Raw genomic sequence first — 25,746 nt, 5'->3', positions numbered from 1 at the left:
GCCATGGAAATGAATCAATATTTGGACATTTTTATTGAAGAAAGTAAAGAACATTTGCAGTCGTGCAACGAAAAGCTTTTGGAGCTTGAACAAAATCCGGATGATTTAGGAATTGTGAACGAAATTTTTCGCTCCGCCCATACATTAAAAGGAATGGGCGCAACGATGGGGTTTGAAGATTTAGCCGATTTAACACATAAAATAGAAAATGTGTTTGACGCCATTCGCAATCAAAAATTAGAAGTAACGCCTGAAATTATGGATGTCCTTTTTGAAGCATTGGAGAATTTGGAGGAAATTGTTTTATCGATTGCGGATGGAGGAGACGGCAAAAAAGATGTTTCGGCCATTGTGAAAAAACTGCAAGCGATTGAAAGCGGAGAACAAATTGAAGATGAGACAGCTGAAAATGAAACATCAAGAGAACAAGTGCAGGATGTGAAAAAACTGAAGTTTGATGAATATGACAGGACGGTCATTCTTCAATCAATTGAACAAGGATTTCAAGTATACGAAATCAACATTCGGCTTCGGGAAGACTGCATCTTAAAAGCAGCGAGAGCATTTATGGTTTTTGAATTGCTTGAGAAGCACGGGGAAGTGGTCAAATCATCGCCTTCTGTTGATTTACTCGAAGAAGAAAAGTTTGACAACAATTTTTCGGTTGCCTACATTACGAAGGAAGATAAGGACTTTATCCGGAACAGCCTATTGAAAATTTCAGAGGTTGAAGAAGTACTAGTTGAAAAAGTGAATGTAGAAAAGCCAAGTACTGAAAGAGTACAGCAGTCTGTTTCCAGCATACAATCTAATGCCAGCCAACAAACTGCTGCTAGCAAACAAACTACTGTTTCCAGCAAGCAAAGCCGTCAGCAGAAGGACAGCTCGAAAGACACTAGCCAAAAACAGAAGAAAAACCAGCAAAAGACGATCCGCGTCAACATTGAGCGCCTCGATATTTTAATGAACTTGTTTGAAGAATTAGTCATCGACAAAGGGCGTTTAGAGCAAATATCAAAAGAATTAAATCACTCGGAGCTGAAAGAAACGGTTGAGAAAATGTCCAGAGTTTCAGCTGATTTGCAAAACATTATTTTAAATATGCGCATGATTCCAATCGAAACCGTTTTTAACCGCTTCCCGAGAATGGTGAGAAATCTCGCCCGCGATTTAAATAAAAAAATCAATTTAGTTGTCACTGGCGCTGAAACCGAATTGGATCGGACCGTCATTGATGAAATTGGCGATCCGCTTGTGCATCTAATCCGAAATGCGATCGACCATGGGATTGAAACGCCTGAAACCCGCCTGAAATATGGCAAAAAAGAAGAAGGAACGCTGCGGCTCAGCGCATATCACAGCGGAAATCATGTCTTTATCGAAATCGAAGACGACGGTGCAGGAATCAATCAGAAAAAGGTATTGCAAAAAGCTATTGAGCGGGGAATCGTTACAAAAGAGGCAAGCGAAACATTAACGGAAAAACAAATTCATGAACTCATTTTCGCATCAGGCTTTTCAACGGCTGAAAAAATTTCAGATGTCTCTGGACGGGGTGTAGGGCTTGATGTAGTGAAAAATACAATCGAATCGCTCGGAGGAAGCATCACCATTGAGTCGGAAGAAGGAAAAGGATCTTTATTCTCGATCCAGCTCCCGCTGACATTAACGATTATTTCCGCCATGCTCATTGAAGTTGGAAATGAAAAATACGGTATTCCGATTTCGTCTATCATTGAATCCCTTGTTATTAAAAAAGAAGATATTTTACAGACACATCAAAACAAGGTGATTGATTATCGCGGAAAAATTGTACCTCTAGTGTTTTTAAAAGAAATTTTTGAAGTGGACGCCGAGGATGACCAAGATTATGTTTCAATCGTCGTTGTCAAAAAAGGAGATAAAATGGCTGGTTTAGTTGTCGATTCCTTCATCGGTCAGCAAGAGATTGTTTTGAAATCGTTAGGACAATATTTGACAAATGTATTCGCCATCTCAGGTGCCACAATTTTAGGAGACGGTCAAGTTGCATTGATCGTTGATTGTAATGCATTAATCCAGTAATGCTTGATGGAAGGGGAAGATGAGAATGGCAAATAGTGTATTTAATGAACAGAAGGTCATAGTTTTTCAGCTGCAAGACAAAGAATACGGGGTTTTTGTACAAAATGTGAAATCGATTGAAAAAGTTGACCATATCACCCGCGTTCCGAAAACAGCTGACTATATAAAAGGAGTCATCAATTTGCGCGGTGTTGTCACTCCGATCATAGATTTAAGAAAAAGATTGAATATGCCGGAAAAAGAAATAACAGATCAGACGAGAGTGATTATAGCTGTTCAAAATGAAATGGAAGTTGGATTGATTGTTGATTCTGCCAATGATGTCGTCGATATATCTGAAGACAGTATTGAACCTGCTCCAAGCGTCATCGAACAAGTAGAAACCGAGTTTATAAAAGGAATTACAAAATTGGATAAACGGCTGATTATGCTCCTTGACCTTGAAAAAGTGCTGAGCAAAGAAAATCAGAGGGTAATAGAGCATGAGCAAGTTGTTTGATTTATCAAACAAAAGGATCGATATATTAAAGGAAATTGCCAATATCGGAGCGGGAAATGCCGCAACGAGTCTGTCCCAGCTTCTTAATAAAAAAATTGAAATGAAAGTTCCGAACGTTTATGTCGCCTCTTTTAACGATGTGATGGATTTAGCAGGCGGTGCGGAAACAGAGGTTACGGCTGTATACATCCGCATTCAAGAGGATATAACTGGATCGATGTTTTTCATTTTGCCGATCCCGCAGGCTAAAAAATATGCAAAAGCATTAATGAATGATTATGTTCTTCAGGATGCTTCAACTATGAAAGAAATGGAATGCTCTGTTTTGCAGGAGCTCGGCAACATCCTGATTGGATCCTATTTATCTGTTTTATCGAACATGACCAATTTGATGGTTAATCCGTCCGTTCCTGCCATCCAATGTGATATGTTCGGCGCGATTATCAGTCATGCTCTGATCGAGCTTTCGCTTGAAAGTGATGAAGCACTTGTCATCGATGCTGTTATAAAAGAAGAAGGGCATCAAGATTCCGAATTAATAAGAGGGCATATTTTCTTTCTGCCCGACTCACAGTCATATAAAAAAATTTTTGACATATTAGAGGTTTAGTGAAATGGGGCATTTTGAAAATGTTGTAAAAGTCGGTATTTCGGAAATGAATGTTGTGAAAGCTCCGTGGAAAATTCGAACAACTGGATTAGGATCTTGCGTCGGACTCGTCATCTATGATGATGTAAATAAATTGGCAGGACTTGCTCATATAATGCTGCCTGATTCTTCGCTTTCAAACAAGGAGCCTTTAAATTGTGCAAAATATGCGGATACGGCTGTAACAGAATTAATTCGTCTTTTAAAAAACTATGGAGGAAACATCATGTTTTTTAAAGCGAAAATAGCTGGAGGAGCTGAAATGTTTCCGCATCGGCCATCTTCCAAAATCATGCGAATAGGTCCGAGAAATGTTGAAGCGGTCAAACAGCATTTGTTGAGCAGTAATATCCCTATCGTTAGCGAAGATGTTGGCGGTAAAAATGGAAGAACCATTGAATTTGATACGAATTCATTCATTTTGACGATTCGCACCGTCAATCTTGGAGTGAAGCAAATATAGCCGGAGATTGACATTTTAGAAGGAGGAAAAAGGCAATGGTCCAATCGATGACACTGAATGATGAAAGGGTGTACTGGGACAAGTGGTTTCGTCACCGTGATCAAGATGCGGGCAACATGCTCGTCAAAAAATATATGCCGCTTGTCCGCTATCATGTCAGTCGTATTTCAGTGGGTCTTCCAAAAAATGTCGATAAAGATGATTTAATAAGTTTTGGATTGATGGGATTATATGATGCACTGGAAAAATTTGACCCTACACGAGATTTAAAATTCGATACGTATGCATCCTTCCGCATACGCGGAGCCATTCTTGACGGACTAAGGAAAGAAGATTGGCTTCCAAGAAGTTTTCGGGAAAAAGCAAAAAAAGTGGAAGCAGCCATTGAGCGATTGGAGCAAAAATATCATCGCAATGTGACGCCTAATGAAGTTGCAGAAGAGTTGGGTATGACACCCGAAGAAGTCGTTCATGTCGTCAATGAAAACTTTTTTGCCAATGTCTTGTCAATTGATGAACAATTGCATGACCAAGAAGAAGGGGAACAGATGAATATTGTCCTTAAGGATGATAAAACATTAACTCCGGAAGAGCATCTGTTAAAAGAGGAATTATTTGAGCATTTAACAAAATTGATCTCACAATTAAACGATAAGGAGCAGCTCGTATTAAGCTTGTTTTATAAAGAAGAGCTAACATTAACAGAGATAGGAAACGTGCTGAATTTGTCCACTTCGAGAATTTCGCAAATTCATTCGAAAGCATTATATAAATTAAAAGGAACGCTCGTTAAGCTTTTATCTTAAAAAGAATACAATTAAATGAGGTTGAAACATGGCGGTATTTCTTTTACTGAGCTTTGTTTTGCACATCGTTTCGTTTTACTTTATCATTCTCCTTTATACACGCTATCAAAATGTAAAAAAAATAGAAGAAAAGCAGGAACAATTATTAAAAGAAGCAGAAGATTCGCTCGCGATGTTTTTATTGGAATTAAAAGAAGAAAACAAACAATTTCTTGAACAGCTCGAGCAAAACAGCGCCAAGCCCGGTTCTTTTGATCTCGAAAAATTAGTTGCGCAGCTGGAAGACAAGGTGGAAGTGAGCACAATCCAGAAAGACACGAGCGCGGATGTAGAGCCTATCGACAAGGATGCAGAGCTTATAGAAGAGCCTAAAGATAAAAGAAAAAATTTGCATAAACAAGTATTCCAATTATTAGAGAAAGGATATACTATAGACGAAATCGCACAAACATTACATGTCGGCAAAACAGAAATTGAACTCGTCATGAAATTTCAACAAAACGATTGAATTCTTTCTTGATTGCCAAACTTCCATATGTTATATTTGTTTTTGGTTCTAATACACACGTCTGTTGATTTAAGCATCGGTGCTGTTTTGTGCAGTCATGCTTAAAAATGAAGCGGGCGGAGGATGAAAAACCATTAGGAGGAATGAAAATGTCAGTTATTTCAATGAAACAATTATTAGAAGCTGGTGTTCATTTCGGTCATCAAACACGCCGTTGGAATCCGAAAATGAAACGCTATATTTTCACTGAACGGAACGGAATTTACATCATTGACCTTCAAAAAACAGTAAAAAAAGTTGAGGAAGCGTATCAATTTGCAAGAGAGTTAGCTGCAAATGGAGGCAACATTTTATTCGTTGGTACGAAGAAGCAGGCGCAGGAATCTGTTAAAGAAGAAGCAGAACGCGCAGGAATGTTTTACGTCAATCAGCGCTGGCTGGGAGGAACATTAACGAACTTTGCTACAATTCAAAAACGAATTGCTCGTTTAAAAGAAATTGAAAAAATGCAAGAAGACGGCACATTTGATGTATTGCCGAAAAAAGAAGTAGTTCGTTTGAAAAAAGAATTGGAACGCCTTGAGAAATTTTTAGGCGGCATTAAGGAAATGAAACAGCTGCCTGATGCTGTTTATATTATCGATCCTCGCAAAGAGCGCATCGCTGTATCGGAAGCTCGCAAATTAAATATTCCGATTATCGGCATCGTTGACACAAACTGCGATCCGGATGAGATCGATTATGTAATCCCTGCAAATGATGATGCAATCCGCGCCGTCAAATTGTTAACTTCCAAAATAGCAGATGCTGTTTTAGAAGGCAAACAAGGCGAAGAAACTACAACTGCCTAAATGACAAAAGGTGATAAGAGGGGATTTTAGCCTTTTATCACCTTTTTTAAGCATACGAATTGAAGGAGGAACTTTTATGGCAATTACTGCTCAAATGGTAAAAGAGCTTCGGGAAAAAACCGGTGCAGGCATGATGGACTGCAAAAAGGCATTGACTGAAACAAATGGTGATATGGACAAAGCAATAGATTATCTTCGTGAAAAAGGCATAGCGAAAGCTGCGAAAAAAGCTGACCGAATCGCTGCAGAAGGCTTGACATTGATCAAAACTGACGGCAATACAGCTGTTATTTTGGAAGTGAATTCCGAAACAGACTTCGTTGCCAAAAATGATTCTTTTAAACAATTAATTGAAGATTTGGCTAAACACTTGCTGGCAAGCAAACCAGCTGATTTAAAAGACGCATTGGCTTCCAAAATGGAAAACGGTTCAACAGTGGAAGAATACATCCATGCTGCTATTGCTAAAATTGGCGAAAACATTACATTACGCCGTTTTGAAGTTGTCGAGAAAAATGATCAAGATGTCTTCGGCGCTTACTTGCACATGGGCGGACGCATTGCAGTATTAACGGTGCTTGAAGGCACAAATGATGAATCTGCTGCAAAAGATGTAGCAATGCATATCGCAGCGGTTAATCCGCGTTATATTTCTCGTGAAGATGTTCCTCAGGCTGAAGTGGAGCACGAACGCGAAGTTCTTAAAAAACAAGCTCTTCAAGAAGGAAAACCTGCAAACATTGTAGAAAAAATGGTTGAAGGCCGCCTCGGCAAATTTTTTGAGGAAATTTGCCTTTTAGAGCAAAATTTTGTAAAAAATCCTGATCAAAAAGTACGCGATTTCGTCAAAGCACAAAACGCAAACGTAAAAGCGTTTGTTCGCTATGAAGTTGGAGAAGGAATTGAAAAGCGTCAAGAAAATTTTGCTGAAGAAGTTATGAATCAAATTAAGAAATAAAAGTCATGAAAACGTTAAGAAGGGAACACAAGCGAGTGTTCCCTCTTTTTGAAAACCCTTTGTTTCAACTTTTCTATATATAGCGTCAAGAAATAGCTTGGAGGTTAATATGAGTACGCCAAAATATCATCGTATCGTGCTGAAATTAAGTGGAGAGGCGCTTGCTGGAGCTCAAGGCTTTGGAATTAATCCTTCCGTCATACAGTCAATTGCCAGACAAGTAAAGGAAATTGCTGAAATGGGTGTAGAAGTCGCAGTAGTTGTTGGCGGCGGAAACATTTGGAGAGGCAAAATCGGCAGCGAGATGGGGATGGATCGGGCAACAGCAGACTATATGGGAATGCTGGCGACTGTTATGAATTCTTTAGCTTTACAAGATAGTTTGGAAGGACTCGGCATTCCTACCCGAGTGCAAACTTCAATTGAAATGCGACAAGTCGCAGAACCGTACATAAGAAGAAAAGCCATTCGCCATTTGGAGAAGAAAAGAGTAGTCATTTTCGCAGCAGGAACAGGAAATCCTTATTTCTCAACAGACACAACGGCTGCGTTAAGAGCCGCTGAAATCGAAGCAGATGTCATTTTAATGGCGAAAAATAATGTAGATGGTGTATATAGCGCAGATCCAAAAAAGGACGCCTCAGCGGTAAAATATGATGAGTTATCTTATTTAGATTTATTAAAAGACGGGTTGGCTGTCATGGATTCAACAGCTTCTTCATTATGCATGGACAATAATATTCCTTTAATTGTTTTCTCGATTATGGAAGAAGGCAACATTAAACGTGCTGTTTTAGGAGAAAATATTGGAACAATTGTAAGGGGGAAATAAACATGTCTAAACAAGTTCTTTCACAAGCGAAAGAAAAAATGGAAAAAGCTTTATCAGCTTTCAAACGTGAATTAGCAGGTGTTCGTGCAGGCCGGGCAAACGCGTCTTTGCTTGATAAAATTCAGGTCGACTATTACGGAGTTCCAACTCCTGTAAATCAATTGGCATCGATTTCCACGCCAGAAGCACGTTTGCTTGTTGTTCAGCCTTATGACAAATCGACAATCGGTGAGGTTGAAAAAGCGATTTTAAAATCTGATCTTGGATTAACGCCGACATCGGACGGATCCGTCATCCGCATTGCCATTCCTCCATTGACGGAAGAGCGAAGAAAAGAACTGACAAAAGTAGTTCGCAAATATTCAGAGGATGCAAAAGTTGCTGTGCGAAACATTCGCAGAGATGCAAATGATGAATTAAAAAAATTAGAAAAAGCGGGCGACATTACAGAAGATGAACTGCGCGGTTTTCAAGATGATGTACAAAAACTGACGGATGAATACATTAAAAAAATTGATTCCGCAACAAAAGAAAAAGAAAAAGAAATCATGGAAGTTTAAACAAAATGAATGTACAATAGAAATGTGCTAAAAACCCTCTTTTCTCACAGGGGGTTTTTTTGTTCAAGAGGATTTGCTACATTTTTTAATGTCATATTATTCTCGGTGGAGGATTCTTATGTTTAATTTTCCTTATAAAAAAAAGAGCAGCAAAGGTTCCAAAAACTTGGTGGCGAAAGAAAACATTTTAGTAAATGAAATACCGGAACATGTGGCCATCATCATGGACGGAAACGGAAGATGGGCGAAAAAAAGATCGCTGCCTAGGATGGCCGGCCATCGGGAAGGAATGAAAGTAGTTAAAAAAATTACGAAATTAGCGAGCGATATCGGCATCAAAGTTTTGACCTTATATGCGTTTTCAACAGAAAATTGGAAAAGGCCAAAAGATGAGGTTAATTATTTAATGCGCCTTCCGGTCGAATTTTTATCGACTTTTTTGCCGGAATTAATACAGGAAAACGTGCAAGTTCGGGTTATCGGCGATCAATCTATGCTCCCCGATTATACGGTAAATGCTGTGAAGAAAGCTGTGAATGAAACGAAGCAAAACACCGGGCTGATTTTAAATTTTGCGTTGAACTATGGCAGCAGAACAGAAATTGTTGAAGCAGTAAAAAAAATATTAAGAGACCGCGAAGATGGAAAACTACATATAGATGACATAGATGAACAATTGTTTTCCAACTATTTAATGACGAAAAAGCTCAAAGATCCTGACCTGTTAATTCGGACAAGCGGAGAAATTCGGCTAAGCAACTTTATGCTCTGGCAGCTGGCTTATACTGAATTTTGGTTTACGGATGTGCTCTGGCCGGATTTTAATGAACACCATTTTTTGGAGGCAATCCGCGAATATCAGCAGAGAATCCGCAGATTCGGCGGCGTATAGAAGGAGCTAAAAAAAATGAAAACACGAATCATTACAGCAATTTGTGCTTTAGCCTTATTTGTACCAATTGTCATTATTGGCGGACTTCCGCTGACAATTGCTATTTATGTGCTCGCATCAGTTGGATTGTTTGAATTATTTAGAATGAAACGATTTCATTTATTTTCATTTCCAGTTTTGTTCAGCTTTATCCTTTTATGGATTTTAATTTTCCCAAACCGTTATATTGATTTGCTTCATCAAATACATATAAGTAAAACTGGCTTTCTTTTTTTTGGCGCGATCCTGTTATTGATCTATACAGTGTTTTCAAAAAACCAATTTTCTTTTGATGACGTTGGATTTGCGCTCATTGCGATCATATATGTGGGAGTCGGATTTTATTTTTTTATTGAAATGAGAGTGTTAGGTCTAGACAAGCTTTTGTTTGCTCTGCTAACGATTTGGGCGACTGATTCAGGCGCTTACTTTATCGGCCGAGCCTTCGGAAAGAAAAAACTATCAGCTGAAATCAGCCCTAATAAAACAGTCGAAGGATTTTTCGGAGGGATTTTCTCGGCAATTTTGGTTGGATTAATTTTCCACTATTTTGCAAATTTTTTACCGACATATGTTCAAACCGTTTTTGTGTCCGTCATTGTTTCTATTGTTGGACAAATGGGGGATTTAGTACAGTCCGCTTTTAAACGCCATTACGGCACAAAGGATTCCGGAACGATTTTTCCAGGCCACGGGGGAGTTCTTGACCGTTTTGACAGCTTGATTTTTATTATGCCGATTTTATATTTCTTCATCCAATTGATCAGTAGACAAGGGGTGACAATGTGAAAAAAATTATTTTGCTGGGTGCGACAGGATCTATTGGGCAGCAAACTCTCGATGTGATTCGAGCAAATCCGGATTCATTCAGGCTAGTTGCGATGTCATTTGGAGAAAATATCGAACTTGGATTGAAGGCTGTTCATGAATTTAAACCAGAGCTTGTTGCTGTCAAAAATCGTGAAATTTATGATCAAATTCGTTTGAACATCCCTTCTAACTGTCAGCTTACATACGGACATGACGGGCTGTGTGAAACGGCTGCTTATCATAAAGGCGAGATAGTAGTGAATGCGGTCATTGGGAGCGTCGGGCTTATTCCAACACTAAAAGCGATCGAAGCGAAAAAAACGGTCGCTTTAGCGAATAAGGAAACACTTGTTACAGCTGGACAAATTGTGACCGACTATGCTCGAAAACACAATGTGCAAATTCTTCCTGTGGACAGTGAACATTCCGCGATTTTCCAATGCTTGAACGGGGAAAAAAAGGAAAGCGTCGAACGGCTTATTTTAACGGCTTCAGGAGGAAGCTTTCGGGATAAATCGCGAAATGAATTAAAGCATGTTACAGTTAAGGAAGCGTTAAACCATCCGAACTGGTCAATGGGCGCAAAAATAACGATCGATTCTGCGACGATGATGAACAAAGGGCTTGAAGTCATTGAAGCACATTGGCTGTTTTCTGTTTCATACGACCAAATTGATGTGCTGCTGCATAAAGAAAGCGTCATTCACTCGATGGTCGAATTTCATGATGGCAGCATCATAGCGCAGCTTGGAACTCCTGATATGAAAATACCGATTCAATATGCGCTTACATATCCAAATAGAATTCCTTCTTATGAAAGCGAAAGATTGGATTTAACAAAATATGGACAGCTTCATTTTGAAAAAATTGATTTTGATCGATACCGTTGCTTAAAATTTGCTTTTGATTCGGGTAAAATAGGAGGTACAATGCCTGCTGTTTTAAACGCAGCGAACGAAGTGGCAGTCAATGCTTTTTTGGAAGATAAAATTCCGTTTTTAAAGATAGAAGAACTTGTGGAAAGGGCATTAGAAGAACATGCTCCGCTTTTCAATCCGACCTTGGAGGATATACAAGAAGCGGATGGAAGGACAAGACAGTTTGTTCAATCTTTAATTAATTAGAGGTGGTTAAATAAGTGAACACGGTGATCGCATTTGTCGTTATTTTTGGCGTATTGGTGTTTTTCCACGAATTAGGGCACTTAGTTATGGCGAAAAGGGCAGGCATTTTATGCCGTGAATTTGCAATCGGCTTTGGGCCGAAAATTTTGTCGTTTAAACGAAAAGAAACGGTCTATACGATCAGGCTTTTGCCTATCGGCGGCTTCGTGCGCATGGCGGGGGAAGACCCGGAGATGATTGAGGTCAAACCTGGCTATCAGGTTGGACTATTGTTTAATCAGAAAGGACAAGTTGAAAAAATTATTTTAAACAGAAAAGAAAAGTATCCTAATGCAAAAGTGATTGAAGTTGAACAAGCAGATTTGGAACATGGAATGTTTATCACAGGCTATGAAGATGGAGAAGACAGCGGTCTAAAAAGGTTTGAAGTAAGCGAAACATCCTTTTATGTAGTTGACGGTGAAGAAATTCAAATTGCACCTTATAACAGGCAATTTGCTTCAAAAACGCTCGTTCAAAGAACGCTCGCCATTGCTGCCGGACCTTTTATGAATTTTCTATTAGGGTTTTTAGTTTTGTTTTACCTCGGCTTAAGCCAAGGAGTGCCCGTGAATGAACCGGTTTTAGGAGAAATCGTCCCTGACAGCGCGGCTGAACAAGCAGGATTACGGGAAGGCGATGTTGTAAAAGAAATAGAAGGAACGCCGATGAATTCGTGGAAAGATGTCGTTGAAATGATCAGAGCAAATCCGGAGAATGAGCTTCTTTTTTCAATTGAACGTTCCGGAGAAGAATTGGAAATGACGGTAACGCCGGATTCTGTGAAATCCGAAAACAAAACGATCGGCCAAATAGGAGTTTATTCCCCGGTTGAAAAAACATTTTTCGGTTCTTTGAAATATGGCTTAGTTGAGACCTATACATGGTCGAAAGAAATAATATTTGCGGTTGGGAAGCTGATAACCGGACAATTTTCAATTGATATGCTCTCTGGACCTGTCGGCATATATGATATGACAGGAAAAGTTGCAGAAACAGGCTTGACAAGCCTATTAAGCTGGACGGCTCTCTTAAGCATTAACCTTGGCATTATGAACTTGCTTCCAATTCCAGCTCTAGATGGAGGACGCTTATTGTTTTTTGCCATTGAAGCGGTCCGGGGAAAACCGATTGATCGACAAAAAGAAGGGATCGTCCACTTTATCGGATTTGCACTTCTAATGCTGTTAATGCTCGTTGTGACATGGAATGACATCCAAAAGTTTTTCCTTTAAAAAATAATATAGAAATCAAATTCGAGGTGCTTTAAATGAAACAGAGTCAGTCATTTATACCCACAATGAGAGAAAATCCAGCAGATGCGGAAGTTAAAAGCCACCAGCTGCTGTTGCGTGCCGGATACATTCGGCAGACAGCTAGCGGTGTTTATTCGTATCTGCCTCTTGCTCATAGAGTGTTAACCAAAATTGAAAATATTATCAGAGAGGAAATGAACCGGATCGGAGCGGTGGAGCTGCTAATGCCGGCTTTGCAGCAAGCAGAACTTTGGCAGGAGTCTGGCCGCTGGTATTCATACGGATCAGAATTAATGAGATTGAAAGACCGTCATGAGCGTGATTTTGCTTTAGGTCCGACTCATGAAGAAGTTATAACAAGTTTGGTAAAAGATGAGATCAAATCTTATAAACGTCTGCCGCTCACCCTTTATCAAATTCAAACGAAGTTCCGGGATGAAAAGCGTCCGCGGTTCGGTCTTTTGCGGGGACGAGAGTTCATTATGAAAGATGCTTACTCTTTTCATGCTACACAGGAAAGCTTAGATGAAGTGTACGAACAGGTACGAGAAGCATACAGCCGCATCTTTACTCGATGTGGGTTGAACTTTCGCGCAGTCATCGCTGATTCGGGAGCAATGGGCGGTAAAGATACTCATGAATTTATGGTGCTTTCGGAAATCGGAGAAGATACGATCGCATATTCTGATTCGTCCGATTATGCAGCAAATATTGAAATGGCTCCGGTAGTTGCATCTTATGAAAAGGTTGACGAACCGCTCATAGAGCTTGAAAAAAAAGAAACGCCAAACAAAAAATCCATTGAAGAAGTGGCGCAGTTTTTCCAAGTTCCGAAGGAAAAATTAATAAAATCCGTTTTATTTAAAGTAGATGAAAAGTTCGTTCTTGTTCTTGTCCGCGGTGATCATGAGGTCAATGACGTGAAACTGAAAAACCTTTATCAGGCATCAGTTGTTGAACTTGCTTCAGCTGAAGAAACAGAGCAGGTAATGGGAGTTTCACCCGGATTTTTAGGACCGATCGGCGCATCCGACAAAGTGGAAATTGTCGCAGATTATGCAGTTCAAGCAGTCGTAAATGGAATATGCGGGGCAAATGAAAACGATTTGCACTATATCGGAGTAAACCCTGATCGGGATTTTACCGTTACCAAGTATGAAGATATAAGATTTATTCAGGAAGGGGACCCTTCCCCGGACGGAAAGGGACGGATCAAGTTCGCGAAAGGCATTGAAGTCGGCCACGTCTTTAAGCTTGGCACAAGATACAGTGAAGCGATGAAGGCAGAATTTTTAGATGAAAAGGGAAAAACAAACCCTATCATCATGGGATGCTATGGTATCGGTGTTTCACGCTTACTGTCTGCGGTGGTCGAGCAATTTCATGATGAAAATGGAATTATTTGGCCTAATAAATTAGCTCCGTTTGAAGTCCACCTTATTCCGGTTAATATGAAAAACGAAGAACAAGTCAAGGTTGCAGAGCAAATTTATCACGATTTGCAGGCGAAAGGATACGAAGTCCTTTATGATGATCGTGCTGAACGGGCGGGTGTGAAATTTGCTGACAGTGATTTAATTGGCATTCCTGTCAGAATAACGGTCGGAAAAAGAGCTGGTGAAGGGATTGTAGAAGTGAAAGAAAGAAAAAGCGGAAATAGTATAGAAGTTTCTGTTGATCAGCTAAAAGAGCAGCTTGCCAAACTTCTCCGCTAATGAAGCTGGATGCCGCAGATGAAGCTGGCATAGGTAAAGAGTAGGGGGTCTTGCCTTTATGATAATTTGTCAAACGGGTCAAGCCCCCTATTAACTTTTTGGGAAAGAGGGGAAACCAATGGATGATAAAGACTTGCAGCAGCAAAAAGAACGGTTTCAGATTTTGCTGAAACAGCTTGAAATGACGGATGATCAAATCTACCCTTATTTCCAAAACGGAGCGATCTTAAAATTAACAGTTCATAAAAAATCTAAATTATGGGATTTCTCTTTTCGGCTTGAAAACATTCTTCCATTTCGTATCCTGCAATTGTTTGATAGAAGATTGAACAAAACATTTTCTCATTTAGCCAATGTTACGTTTCACATTACAACTGTGAAACAAGAATATGATGAACAGCTCGTTCAAGACTACTGGGAGTTTTGCCTCCAAGAAATGGAGGGGGTTTCTCCGCCGATATTATCACTGTTAAAAGAACAAATGCCGAAGCTGGAAAAGCAAAAATTAATGATTCGCACGAGAAATGAGACGGAAAATGAAAGGATCAAGAAAAAATACGGCCCCATCATCCAGCAGGCGTACGAGAAGTACGGCTTTCCAAAGCTGACTATCGACACGGTGATCGATGCATCTAACGAAGAATGGGAAAAATTTTTGGAGCAGAAGCAAAAAGAAGACGAAGAGCGGATTTTACAAGCAATGATGGAAATGAAGCAAAATGGAAAGGAAAATCAAACTCAGGAGCCTAAAAAGCAGGAAGGTCCTCTTATTATCGGATACAAAATAAAAGATGACGAAGAAATTCGCACTCTTGATAACATTTTTGATGAAGAGCGGAGAGTCGTCATTCAAGGATATGTTTTTGAGGCGGAAACAAAGGAATTAAAAAGCGGAAGAACGTTATGCACGTTTAAAATTACCGATTATACCAATTCCATTTTAGTCAAAATGTTCGGCCGCGATAAAGAAGATAATGCATTGCTTGCATCGATCAAAAAAGGAATGTGGCTGAAAGTTCGCGGAAGCATTCAAAACGATACATTTGTTCGTGATCTTGTCATGATTGCCAATGACATTAATGAAATCAACCCGAAAAAACGGCTCGATACCGCACCTGAAGGAGAGAAAAGGGTGGAATTGCACCTTCATTCGCAGATGAGCCAAATGGATGCCGTCACATCGATCACAGATCTTGTTGAACAAGCTAAAATGTGGGGCCATGAAGCGATTGCATTGACAGATCACGCAGTTGTCCAATCTTTTCCAGAGGCATATGCTGCAAGCAAAAAGTTTGGCGTTAAAATGATTTACGGTCTTGAAGCAAATATTGTTGATGACGGTGTACCGATTGCTTATAACGAATCGCACAGACTTTTAAGCGAAGATACCTTTGTTGTGTTTGACGTTGAAACAACAGGGCTTTCGGCTGTATACGACACGATCATTGAACTTGCAGCGGTGAAAATAAAAAACGGGGAAATTATCGACCGATTTGAATCGTTTGCCAACCCTCACCATCCGCTTTCAGCAACAACGATAGAACTGACGGGAATTACCGATGATATGGTTCAAAATGCTCCCGACGTCGATGAAGTATTGTACAAATTTAAAGAATGGGCTGCCGACAGCATTTTAGTTGCCCACAATGCAAGCTTTGACATGGGCTTTATTAATGCAGGCTACAAAAAATATTTGCAGGTTAAAAAGGCGGACAACCCTGTCATTGATACTCTTGAACTTGCAAGATATTTATATCCTAATTTAAAAAACCACCGCCTGAATACATTGTGCAAAAAGTTTGATATAGAGCTTGTACAGCATCATAGAGCCATTTATGATGCGGAAGCAACCGGCTATTTGCTTGTAAAATTGCTGCAAGAGGTAAATGAACGAGGAATTCTTTATCATGATGAGCTGAATGAGCGGACTGGGGATTCAAAAGCGTATGAGCGGGCAAGACCGTTTCACGCGACGCTTCTTGTGCAAAATGAAACAGGGCTGAAAAATTTATTTAAGCTTGTATCTCTTTCCCATGTACAATATTTTTATCGCGTTCCGCGCATTCCCCGTTCTGTATTGTTAAAGCATAGGGAAGGCATTTTAATTGGTTCAGGCTGCGACAAGGGAGAAATTTTCGAAGCAATGATGCAAAAAGGTCCGGAAGAAGTTGAAGAGATGGCTTCATTTTATGATTTTCTCGAAGTGCATCCACCGGAAGTATATTACCCTCTAATTGAGACGGAGCAGGTTCGAAATGAACAAGCGATCAAAGAAATCATTGCAAACATAGTCAAACTAGGGGAAAAGCTGTCGATTCCGGTTGTGGCAACAGGCAATGTCCATTATTTAAACAAGGAAGATAAAATTTACCGGAAAATCTTAATTTCTTCGCAAGGGGGAGCGAATCCTTTAAACCGCCATACATTGCCTGATGTGCATTTCCGTACAACAAATGAAATGCTGGATGCTTTTCGTTTTTTAGGCGATGAAAAAGCGAAAGAAATTGTTGTGACAAACAGCCAGTACATCGCCTCTCTCATAGGTGATGTAAAACCGATTAAAGATGATCTGTATACACCGAAAATAGACGGTGCCGAAGAAGAAATTCGGGAAATGAGCTACAATCGTGCCAAAGAAATATACGGAGACCCATTGCCGGAAATCGTTCAAGCAAGGCTTGAAAAAGAGTTGAAAAGCATTATCGGCCACGGATTTGCCGTCATTTATTTGATATCTCACAAACTAGTAAAAAAATCTTTGGATGACGGGTACTTGGTCGGTTCAAGGGGATCAGTCGGCTCATCCTTTGTTGCCACGATGACGGAAATTACTGAGGTGAACCCTCTTCCGCCTCATTACGTTTGTCCAAAATGCAAGCATTCCGAATTTTTCAATGACGGCTCTGTAGGATCCGGATACGATCTTCCTGATAAAAATTGTCCTCAATGCGGAGCACCATATAAAAAGGACGGGCATGACATACCGTTTGAAACGTTTCTAGGATTTAAAGGAGACAAGGTGCCTGATATTGATTTGAATTTTTCAGGTGAATATCAGCCGAGAGCACACAATTATACGAAAGTGCTGTTTGGTGAAGATAAAGTGTACCGTGCAGGAACAATTGGCACCGTTGCCGAAAAGACAGCTTTCGGATTTGTCCGCGGCTACATGAACGATCATAATCTGCATTTCCGCAGTGCAGAAGTCGATCGGCTTGTGAAAGGATGTACGGGGGTCAAGCGGACGACAGGACAGCATCCCGGAGGAATCATCGTTGTTCCCGATTATATGGATATATATGATTTTACTCCAATTCAATATCCGGCAGATGATACAAGCGCTGATTGGAAAACGACACATTTTGATTTCCACTCCATTCACGATAACTTATTAAAGCTTGATATACTAGGGCACGATGATCCGACGGTCATCAGAATGCTTCAAGATTTAAGCGGAATCGATCCGAAGACCATTCCAACAGATGATCCGGAAGTAATGAAAATCTTTTCCTCAACCGAATCACTTGGCGTGACAGAGGAGCAGATTGGCTGTAAAACGGGCACTCTAGGGATTCCAGAGTTCGGCACGCGATTTGTCCGCCAAATGTTGGAGGAAACAAGACCGACGACATTTTCAGAGCTTGTCCAAATATCAGGATTGTCCCATGGGACAGATGTTTGGCTAGGAAACGCACAAGAACTGATTCAAAGCGGCACATGTACATTAAGTGAGGTCATTGGCTGCCGCGACGATATTATGGTTTATTTAATCTATCAAGGATTGGAGCCGTCGTTAGCCTTTAAAATTATGGAGTCGGTTCGGAAAGGAAAAGGCTTGATTCCCGAATGGGAAGAAGAGATGAAAAAGAACGGCGTTCCAGACTGGTATATTGAATCTTGCAAAAAAATCAAATATATGTTTCCAAAAGCTCACGCGACAGCTTATGTATTAATGGCTGTGCGGATTGCATATTTTAAAGTGCATTTTCCTCTGCTATTCTATGCAACTTATTTTACAGTCAGAGCGGACGATTTTGACATCGAAACGATGATCAAAGGAAGCACCGCAATCAGAGCGAAAATTGAAGAGATCAGTGCAAAAGGGCTCGATGCTTCTCCAAAAGAGAAGAGCTTGCTGACCGTATTGGAGATGGCACTTGAAATGACGGAGCGTGGATTTTCATTCCAAAAAGTAGATTTATACCGCTCTCAAGCCAAAGAATTCATTATTGACGGCGACAGCCTGATACCACCGTTTAATTCGATACCAGGGCTTGGTACGAACGCGGCCATCAATATTGTCAAAGCGAGAGAAGAAGGAGAATTTTTATCCAAAGAGGATCTGCAGGAGCGGACAAAAATTTCAAAAACGATTATGGAATATCTTGAAAATCATGGCTGTTTGGCATCGCTGCCTGAGCAAAATCAGCTCTCCCTTTTCTGATTTGCGATTCAATTTGCAAACCTGATTAGGTTATGTTATATTCATTTATGGAAATGCTAAAAAAAGCCTAACGAAAGAGTGGGGAAAAAACCCACTCTTTCCTATTGGAACTAGTTTTTTATGACGATTAAATAGATGTCCCTTTCTGAAACGCTGAAATTAAGGAGGAAAATATGAGCCAATCTATAACAGATCTCGTCAAAGAACTAGCATCGCCAATTCTTGAAAATTTACAACTGGAACTAGTAGATATTGAATATGTAAAAGAGGGAAAAAATTGGTATTTACGGCTTTTTATTGATTCTGAAGATGGTGTCGATATTGAAGAGTGCGGTATGGTAAGCGAACGTCTGAGCGAAAAGCTGGATGAAATCGATCCGATTCCTCACAACTATTTCTTGGAGGTATCTTCTCCAGGCGCTGAACGCCCTTTAAAAACAAAGGCCGATTTTGAAAAGGCTGTCGGGAAAAATGTCGCACTTAAAACTTACGAGCCGATCAACGGGGAAAAACATTTTGAAGGGGTTTTAACGGATTTTGACGGCGAGATTGCCACACTCGAAATAAGAGTGAAAACAAAAACTAAACAAGTGGAAATTCCTTGGGGAAAAATTGCAAAAGCTAGACTTGCCGTTTCATTTAATATTTAAGTGATGAGGAGGAACATCATTTTATGAACAGCCAACTTTTAGATGCCTTGACAGTATTAGAAAAAGAAAAAGGCATTAGTAAAGATGTTATTATAGATGCGATTGAAGCTGCCCTCATTTCTGCATACAAACGCAACTTTAACCAAGCGCAAAACGTGCGTGTCGATATTAATCGCGAAACAGGTACGATGCAGGTGTTTGCGAGAAAAGAAGTGGTGGAAGAAGTAATGGATCCCCGTTTGGAAATTTCCATCCATGATGCGATGAACATCAATCCCCAATATGAAATCGGCGATGTCGTTGAAATTGAAGTGACACCGAAAGAATTTGGACGAATAGCTGCACAAACTGCGAAACAAGTCGTTACGCAGCGAGTTCGTGAAGCCGAAAGAGGAGTCATTTATTCGGAATTTATTGATCGTGAAGAAGATATCATGACCGGAATCGTCCAAAGAACTGATCCCAAATATATATACGTAAGTCTAGGGAAAATAGAGGCTCTCCTCCCACAATCGGAACAGATGCCGAATGAAAAATACGAACCTCATGACCGAATTAAAGTATTCATTACAAAAGTAGAAAAAACAACAAAAGGACCACAAATTTTTGTTTCCAGAACACACCCGGGGCTGTTGAAGCGTTTATTCGAATTGGAGGTTCCGGAAATATATGACGGGACAGTGGAAATTAAATCAGTCGCCCGGGAGGCAGGTGACAGATCAAAGATTTCGGTTCATTCCGACAATCCGGAAGTTGACCCGGTCGGATCATGCGTTGGACCAAAAGGCCAGCGTGTTCAAGCAATTGTAAACGAGTTGAATGGCGAAAAAATTGATATCGTTCGCTGGTCTAAAAATCCTGTTGAATTTGTTGCAAATGCTTTAAGTCCTTCAAAAGTTTTGGACGTTATTGTCGATGAAGAGGAAAAAGCTACAACCGTCATCGTTCCTGATTATCAATTATCCCTTGCGATTGGCAAAAGAGGGCAAAACGCTCGCCTCGCTGCCAAATTAACCGGATGGAAAATTGATATTAAAAGCGAATCGGAAGCGAGAGAGCTGAACATCTATCCTCGCGAAGAGCATGATAGTTTATTCCAATTTGACAATACGGATGATGAACACGGAGAAGAACAAGACGAATAGAGGTGGTTACCAGTGGCAAAGCAAAAGAAAATTCCGATGAGAAAATGTGTGGCGACTGGCGAAATGAGACCCAAAAAGGAGCTTGTTCGAATCGTTCGTTCGAAAGAAGGAGAAGTTTCGGTTGATTTAACAGGAAAGAAAAATGGACGCGGTGCTTATATCACTCTTGATAAAGACTGCATTTTAAAGGCGAAAAAGAAAAATGTGCTATCCGTCCATTTAGATGCGCCTGTTCCGGAATCTATATATGATGAATTAATTCAGCTAGCTGAGAAGGAGAAACCTTCATTGCCATGAATGGACAATGGAAATCTTTATTAGGCCTTGCCTATCGGGCAAGAAAAGTGATTTCAGGAGAAGAACTTGTTTTGAAAGAGGTTCGAAATAAGCGTGCAAAACTCGTTTTATTGGCAGACGATGCTTCTTCTAACACGAAGAAAAAAATTACGGATAAATGTTCGTTTTATAAAGTTCCGCTCGTGATTGCCCCAAACCGATACGAACTTGGGCAATCGATCGGTAAGGAAGAAAGAGTAGTTGTTGCCGTGACGGAAGAAGGTTTTGCCAAGAAGTTGAAGCTTCTACTTGAATAACTACTTTGGGGGTGAACGTATGGGTAAAATGCGAGTATATGAATATGCAAAACAACAAAATATAACGAGCAAAGAAGTAATCCATACATTAAAAGAAATGAATATAAATGTTGCAAACCACATGTCAATGATCGACAGCAATACAATTGAAAAACTCAATGGACGATATCAAAAGGAACAACCTAAGAAAAACGTTCAAAAAGATCATCAACCAAAACAAAAGGAAGAAAAGCATGCAGCATATGATGACATTCCATTTGATGACGATGAGGATATCGTATTGAACAAGAAAAAATCAGGCAAAAAACCTTCTCCAAAACGCGAGGAACGCAAACAAAACGTTCCGATTCAACAAACGAAACATAAAAACAAAAAAAATGGAAAGAAAAACAAAAAAGCGGTTCAAAATGAAGCTCCAAGCAAAAAAGAATTGCCGTCCAAAATTACGTATCAAGGCTCTTTAACAGTCGCTGAGCTTGCCAACAAACTCCATAAAGAACCGTCAGAGATCATTAAGAAGCTCATGATGCTCGGCGTCATGGCAACAATCAACCAAGAGCTGGAGAAGGACATTATCGAACTGATCGCTTCTGAATACGGCGTTGAAGTGGAAGAAGAAATTGTTTTCGATGAAACGGAATTTGAAAAGTATGAAATCGAAGACAAGGAAGAAGATCTTGTCAGCCGTCCTCCTGTTGTGACAATTATGGGGCATGTTGACCATGGGAAAACGACTCTTTTAGATTCCATTCGAAAAACAAAAGTGGCTGAAGGCGAAGCTGGAGGTATTACGCAGCATATCGGCGCTTACCAGGTTGAAGTGGAAGGGAAAAAGATCACATTTTTAGATACACCTGGCCATGCAGCGTTTACAACAATGAGAGCCCGCGGTGCTCAATTAACAGATATTACTGTTTTAGTCGTTGCTGCAGATGATGGTGTCATGCCACAGACAGTTGAGGCAATTAACCATGCAAAAGCTGCGAATGTGCCGATTATTGTAGCGGTCAACAAAATGGATAAGCCGACGGCAAATCCTGACCGTGTGATGCAGGAATTAACGGAACATGGCCTTGTACCGGAAGATTGGGGCGGCGACACGATATTTGTGCCAATTTCGGCATTAAAAGGTGACGGAATTCCTGAACTATTGGAAATGATCTTGCTCGTTGCGGAAATGGAAGAGTTAAAAGCGAATCCGAATCGTCTTGCAACCGGTACGGTTGTTGAAGCAAAGCTTGATAAAGGCAGAGGTTCAGTTGCAACATTGCTTGTTCAAAACGGAACGCTTCGTGTCGGTGATCCAATTGTTGTCGGAAACACATATGGACGTGTGCGTGCGATGGTGAATGATGTCGGAAAACGTGTAAAAGAAGCTTTACCGTCCACTCCGGTTGAAATCACCGGTCTTCATGAAGTTCCATTAGCCGGCGACAGATTTATGGTATTTGAAGATGAGAAAAAAGCGCGTCAAATCGGTGAAGCCCGTGCGAAAAAACAGCTGGAAGAGCAGCGCAGCGAAAAGACAAAGCTAAGCCTTGATGATTTATTTGAACAAATTAAGCAAAATGATATAAAAGAGATTAATTTAATCGTCAAAGCAGATGTGCAAGGTTCCGTTGAAGCTCTTTCATCTGCTCTTCAAAAAATCGATGTTGAAGGAGTAAAAGTAAAAATCATTCACACCGGTGTCGGTGCCATTACGGAATATGACATCATGCTTGCCTCTGCTTCCAACGCTATTGTGATCGGCTTTAATGTTCGCCCGGATGTGAATGCGAAGAGAACAGCGGAAGCGGAAAACGTCGACATTCGCCTTCACCGCATCATTTATAAAGTGATCGAAGAAATCGAAGCGGCCATGAAAGGTATGCTTGATCCTGAATACGAAGAAAAAGTGATCGGTACCCTTGAAGTGCGGCAAACATTCAAAGTTTCTAAAATCGGTACAATTGCTGGCTGCTACGTCACAGATGGTTCTGTTACACGCGACAGCGGCGTTCGCTTAATTCGGGACGGAGTCGTGATTTTTGAAGGAGAAATTGACACTTTAAAACGTTTTAAAGATGATGTAAAAGAAGTTGCTCAAGGATATGAGTGCGGACTTACGATTAAAAACTTTAACGATATTAAAGAAGGCGACACGATTGAAGCGTTCATCATGGAGGAAGTTAAAAAATAATGCTCGGAATGGTATCATGTGAATGCATGATTTTTGAAGCTTCTTCTTTAAAAGAAAAACGTGCAGTAGTGCAACGAATTATAAAAAGACTGCAAAACAAATTTAATGTCAGTGTTGCAGAAATCGGCTTTCAGGATGCATGGCAGCGGACCGAAATCGGCATTGCCTGCCTTGCATCGAGCCGCGCCATCGCGGAAAAAGAACTGAACCAGGCATTGAAGTTGATCGATTCTTTTCCTGAAATTGAACGAACCATTACAACATTTGACTGGTTTTAGCAAATGAGGTGATGAAATGAGCCTAAGAGCAAACAGAGTAGCTGAACAGATGAAAAAAGAGCTAAGCGATATTATTGGTAGAAAAATTAAAGACCCGAGAATTGGATTTGTAACTGTAACGGACGTTCGCTTAACAGGGGATTTGCAAATCGCTAAAGTATATATTTCTGTATTGGGAAATGAGGAACAGAAGGAAAACACGATGAAGGCGCTGGCGAAAGCCAAAGGATTTATCCGCTCTGAAATCGGGTCGCGGATTCGGCTGCGGAAAACTCCGGAAATTCATTTTGAATTTGACGAGACAATTGATTATGGCAATCGAATCGAATCATTAATCCATGAATTGAAAAAAGAAGAAAGAGATCATGAAAGCTGAGGCATCCCGTTTCACAATTGTGTAACGGGTTCTTTTTTCATGATTGCAGCTGGCAAAAGGAAGGTGTGACAGTGGACGGCGTTCTTCTCTTACATAAACCTAGAGGAATGACTTCAAATGATTGTGTCCAAAAAGTGCGCAAATTGTTTCGAACGAAAAAAGCGGGGCATACTGGTACATTAGATCCGGATGTCTCAGGCGTGCTCCCTATTTGCATCGGCAAGGCAACAAAAATTTCGTCATATTTAATGGCTGAAAATAAGGAATACATTGCTGAAGTAACATTAGGAGCTGCCACTGAAACAGAGGATGCTTCTGGAAGCATTATTGCTGAAAAAGAAGTAAAGCTCCCTCCATCAAAAGAGGAAATTGAACGAGTGCTGGAAAGCTTTCGCGGAGAAATTGAACAAATTCCGCCAATGTATTCTGCAGTAAAAGTGAATGGAAAAAAATTATACGAATACGCGCGTGAAGGAAAAGTAGTCGAAAGGCCGAAAAGAAGGGTTGTCATTCATGCCATACACCTTTTAAGCGATATAAAACAACATGACAAAACGGCTTCCTTTTCCATTCAAGTCTCTTGCTCAAAAGGGACATATATTCGAACTCTCGCGGTCATGATCGGAGAAAAATTAGGGTATCCTGCTCACATGTCTGAATTGGTGCGAATAAGATCCGGCCGTTTTCATTTACATGACTGCGTCACGTTTTCAGCGGTCGAGCAATGTTTAAAAACGGGAGATTTGCCAAACGGTTTTCTTACCATAGAGGAAGCATTAAATCAATTGCCGAAAATTAAAATAAATGATACATTAGCAAAGAAAGTAAAAAACGGAGCGATGTTGGAAATGAACGAGGATTTCCAGCATATTGGACAAAATGATGTTGTAGCAATATGGAATAATCGAGAAATTATTGCCATATATAAAAAGCATTCAGAAAAAAACAATGTGCTTAAACCCGTCAAGGTGTTAAAAACGAATGAATAGGTAAGAAAAGGGGAACTTTCGGTGAAAATGATAAAAATATCACATCCACACCATTTGGCAAAACAAAATGTGCCGAAATCGGTAATGGCGCTCGGATTTTTTGATGGAGTCCATAAAGGGCATCAAAAAGTCATTCAAACAGCTAAACAGAAGGCTGAAGAATTAAATGTTGAATGTGCGGTGATGACATTTGATCCGCACCCATCCATCGTCTTAAAAAAAAATATTCAACAATTAGAATATATTACTCCTTTACAAGAGAAACTGAAGTTTATTGAAGATCTTGGAATTGATCGATTGTATTTAGTCGAATTTACAGAAAGCTTTAGCTCGCTTCAGCCTCAACAATTTGTCGATCAATATATTATCGGATTAAATGCCATTCACGTTGTGGCCGGTTTTGATTTTACATTCGGCCGGTTTGGAAAAGGGACAATGGAAACTTTGCCTTTCTATTCAAGAGGAGCCTTTACGCATACGACGGTCGAAAAGCTGACAGACGGTGAAAGAAAAATCAGCTCTTCCCTCGTTCGAAACGCGATTAAAAATGGTGATGTTTCTTATGCATGCTCTCTTCTAGGGCGGCCTCATCAAGTATCCGGAAAGGTAATCCATGGAGAAAAGCGAGGGCGGACAATCGGCTTTCCAACCGCAAATATTGAACTAAGCGAATCCTACATTACTCCTCCGACAGGGGTATATGCGGTCAAAATCAGCATGAATGGGAAGGAATATGCGGGCATATGCAATATCGGTTATAAGCCGACATTTCATGAAAAAAGACCGGACAAGCCGAGCATAGAAGTTCATATTTTTGATTTTCATGAAGAAATTTATGATATAGATGTGACCGTAAAATGGTTCAAACGAATACGAAGTGAACAAAAGTTTTCTGGTGTGGAAGAATTAATTGCCCAAATCAAACGGGACATCAAGGAAGCTAAAGATTTTTTTCAGCGGCTGACAGAATCGGATAAAATCACGGCTGAAAAAAATTTTTAATGGAACCTCCTTGCTTTTTCTT

The 25,746-nt window shown here is 40.2% G+C and carries 25 protein-coding genes; all 25 read left to right on the top strand.

All coding sequences use genetic code 11. The features are described from left to right. The first annotated feature begins 3 nt into the window (after nt 1-3). Entirely contained in the window at nt 4-2,064 is a 2,061-nt protein-coding gene (locus NSS70_RS12115) for a chemotaxis protein CheA (RefSeq protein WP_063386684.1), read from the top strand. Between the two features lie 25 nt (nt 2,065-2,089). Continuing rightward, entirely contained in the window at nt 2,090-2,563 is a 474-nt protein-coding gene (locus NSS70_RS12110; protein WP_063386685.1) for a chemotaxis protein CheW, read from the top strand. Continuing rightward, entirely contained in the window at nt 2,547-3,173 is a 627-nt protein-coding gene (locus tag NSS70_RS12105) for a chemotaxis protein CheC (RefSeq protein ID WP_066246481.1), read from the top strand. The genes NSS70_RS12110 and NSS70_RS12105 overlap by 17 nt, the downstream gene beginning before the upstream one ends. A gap of 4 nt (nt 3,174-3,177) precedes the next feature. Beyond that, on the top strand, nt 3,178-3,675 hold the full coding sequence (locus NSS70_RS12100) for a chemotaxis protein CheD (protein WP_063386687.1): 498 nt from the start codon (nt 3,178-3,180) through the stop codon (nt 3,673-3,675). Nucleotides 3,676-3,710: 35 nt separating this feature from the next. Then, nucleotides 3,711-4,481, top strand: a complete 771-nt coding sequence (locus tag NSS70_RS12095; RefSeq protein WP_063386688.1) for a FliA/WhiG family RNA polymerase sigma factor — start codon at nt 3,711-3,713, stop codon at nt 4,479-4,481. A 28-nt stretch (nt 4,482-4,509) separates the two neighbouring features. After that, nucleotides 4,510-4,989: a DUF6115 domain-containing protein gene (locus tag NSS70_RS12090; RefSeq protein ID WP_339209908.1), complete on the top strand. Its 480-nt coding sequence runs from the start codon at nt 4,510-4,512 to the stop codon at nt 4,987-4,989. A gap of 149 nt (nt 4,990-5,138) precedes the next feature. Next, nucleotides 5,139-5,840 carry a 30S ribosomal protein S2 gene (rpsB, locus tag NSS70_RS12085; RefSeq protein WP_063386690.1) on the top strand — a complete coding sequence of 234 codons (702 nt, stop codon included), beginning with the start codon at nt 5,139-5,141 and terminating at the stop codon, nt 5,838-5,840. A gap of 76 nt (nt 5,841-5,916) precedes the next feature. Continuing rightward, nucleotides 5,917-6,798, top strand: a complete 882-nt coding sequence (tsf, locus tag NSS70_RS12080; RefSeq protein WP_063386691.1) for a translation elongation factor Ts — start codon at nt 5,917-5,919, stop codon at nt 6,796-6,798. Between the two features lie 109 nt (nt 6,799-6,907). Continuing rightward, a complete protein-coding gene (pyrH, locus tag NSS70_RS12075; protein WP_063386692.1) occupies nt 6,908-7,630 on the top strand; it encodes a UMP kinase in 723 nt (240 codons plus the stop codon). A 2-nt stretch (nt 7,631-7,632) separates the two neighbouring features. Further along, the gene (frr, locus tag NSS70_RS12070; RefSeq protein WP_063386693.1) at nt 7,633-8,190 is read left to right on the top strand and encodes a ribosome recycling factor; all 558 of its coding nucleotides are present in this window, start codon (nt 7,633-7,635) and stop codon (nt 8,188-8,190) included. A gap of 118 nt (nt 8,191-8,308) precedes the next feature. Continuing rightward, on the top strand, nt 8,309-9,082 hold the full coding sequence (locus NSS70_RS12065) for an isoprenyl transferase (RefSeq protein ID WP_063386694.1): 774 nt from the start codon (nt 8,309-8,311) through the stop codon (nt 9,080-9,082). A gap of 15 nt (nt 9,083-9,097) precedes the next feature. After that, nucleotides 9,098-9,910, top strand: coding sequence for a phosphatidate cytidylyltransferase (locus NSS70_RS12060; RefSeq protein WP_063386695.1), 813 nt, complete (start codon nt 9,098-9,100; stop codon nt 9,908-9,910). After that, nucleotides 9,907-11,055 carry a 1-deoxy-D-xylulose-5-phosphate reductoisomerase gene (dxr, locus tag NSS70_RS12055; RefSeq protein WP_063386696.1) on the top strand — a complete coding sequence of 383 codons (1,149 nt, stop codon included), beginning with the start codon at nt 9,907-9,909 and terminating at the stop codon, nt 11,053-11,055. The genes NSS70_RS12060 and dxr overlap by 4 nt, the downstream gene beginning before the upstream one ends. Nucleotides 11,056-11,069: 14 nt before the next feature. Next, nucleotides 11,070-12,329 (top strand): RIP metalloprotease RseP, encoded by a 1,260-nt coding sequence (rseP, locus tag NSS70_RS12050; RefSeq protein WP_063386697.1) that lies wholly within the window; start codon nt 11,070-11,072, stop codon nt 12,327-12,329. Between the two features lie 35 nt (nt 12,330-12,364). Next, a complete protein-coding gene (locus tag NSS70_RS12045) occupies nt 12,365-14,065 on the top strand; it encodes a proline--tRNA ligase (protein WP_063386698.1) in 1,701 nt (566 codons plus the stop codon). A gap of 118 nt (nt 14,066-14,183) precedes the next feature. Further along, nucleotides 14,184-18,509 carry a PolC-type DNA polymerase III gene (locus NSS70_RS12040; RefSeq protein ID WP_339209907.1) on the top strand — a complete coding sequence of 1,442 codons (4,326 nt, stop codon included), beginning with the start codon at nt 14,184-14,186 and terminating at the stop codon, nt 18,507-18,509. Between the two features lie 173 nt (nt 18,510-18,682). Continuing rightward, nucleotides 18,683-19,159: a ribosome maturation factor RimP gene (gene rimP / locus NSS70_RS12035; protein ID WP_063386700.1), complete on the top strand. Its 477-nt coding sequence runs from the start codon at nt 18,683-18,685 to the stop codon at nt 19,157-19,159. Nucleotides 19,160-19,182: 23 nt separating this feature from the next. Continuing rightward, on the top strand, nt 19,183-20,304 hold the full coding sequence (gene nusA / locus NSS70_RS12030) for a transcription termination factor NusA (RefSeq protein WP_339192932.1): 1,122 nt from the start codon (nt 19,183-19,185) through the stop codon (nt 20,302-20,304). 12 nt (nt 20,305-20,316) lie between these two features. After that, nucleotides 20,317-20,601 carry an RNase P modulator RnpM gene (rnpM, locus tag NSS70_RS12025; RefSeq protein WP_063386702.1) on the top strand — a complete coding sequence of 95 codons (285 nt, stop codon included), beginning with the start codon at nt 20,317-20,319 and terminating at the stop codon, nt 20,599-20,601. Then, the gene (locus NSS70_RS12020) at nt 20,598-20,897 is read left to right on the top strand and encodes a YlxQ family RNA-binding protein (protein ID WP_063386703.1); all 300 of its coding nucleotides are present in this window, start codon (nt 20,598-20,600) and stop codon (nt 20,895-20,897) included. Before rnpM ends, NSS70_RS12020 begins: the two co-directional genes overlap by 4 nt. A gap of 19 nt (nt 20,898-20,916) precedes the next feature. Continuing rightward, entirely contained in the window at nt 20,917-23,079 is a 2,163-nt protein-coding gene (gene infB / locus NSS70_RS12015; RefSeq protein WP_311066218.1) for a translation initiation factor IF-2, read from the top strand. After that, nucleotides 23,079-23,357: a DUF503 domain-containing protein gene (locus tag NSS70_RS12010; protein WP_063386705.1), complete on the top strand. Its 279-nt coding sequence runs from the start codon at nt 23,079-23,081 to the stop codon at nt 23,355-23,357. The genes infB and NSS70_RS12010 overlap by 1 nt, the downstream gene beginning before the upstream one ends. Nucleotides 23,358-23,373: 16 nt before the next feature. Then, the gene (gene rbfA / locus NSS70_RS12005) at nt 23,374-23,733 is read left to right on the top strand and encodes a 30S ribosome-binding factor RbfA (protein ID WP_063386706.1); all 360 of its coding nucleotides are present in this window, start codon (nt 23,374-23,376) and stop codon (nt 23,731-23,733) included. Between the two features lie 71 nt (nt 23,734-23,804). Beyond that, the gene (truB, locus tag NSS70_RS12000) at nt 23,805-24,722 is read left to right on the top strand and encodes a tRNA pseudouridine(55) synthase TruB (protein WP_327847715.1); all 918 of its coding nucleotides are present in this window, start codon (nt 23,805-23,807) and stop codon (nt 24,720-24,722) included. A gap of 21 nt (nt 24,723-24,743) precedes the next feature. Then, on the top strand, nt 24,744-25,724 hold the full coding sequence (gene ribF / locus NSS70_RS11995) for a bifunctional riboflavin kinase/FAD synthetase (protein ID WP_340881696.1): 981 nt from the start codon (nt 24,744-24,746) through the stop codon (nt 25,722-25,724). The last annotated feature ends 22 nt before the right edge of the window (nt 25,725-25,746 follow it).

The organism is Aeribacillus sp. FSL K6-2848 (genome assembly GCF_038004325.1).
In the GTDB taxonomy this organism is placed as follows: Bacteria; Bacillota; Bacilli; order Bacillales; family Aeribacillaceae; genus Aeribacillus; species Aeribacillus composti.
Note: the sequence above shows the minus strand (reverse complement) of the source record. Positions and strands in the feature narration are given on the sequence as shown.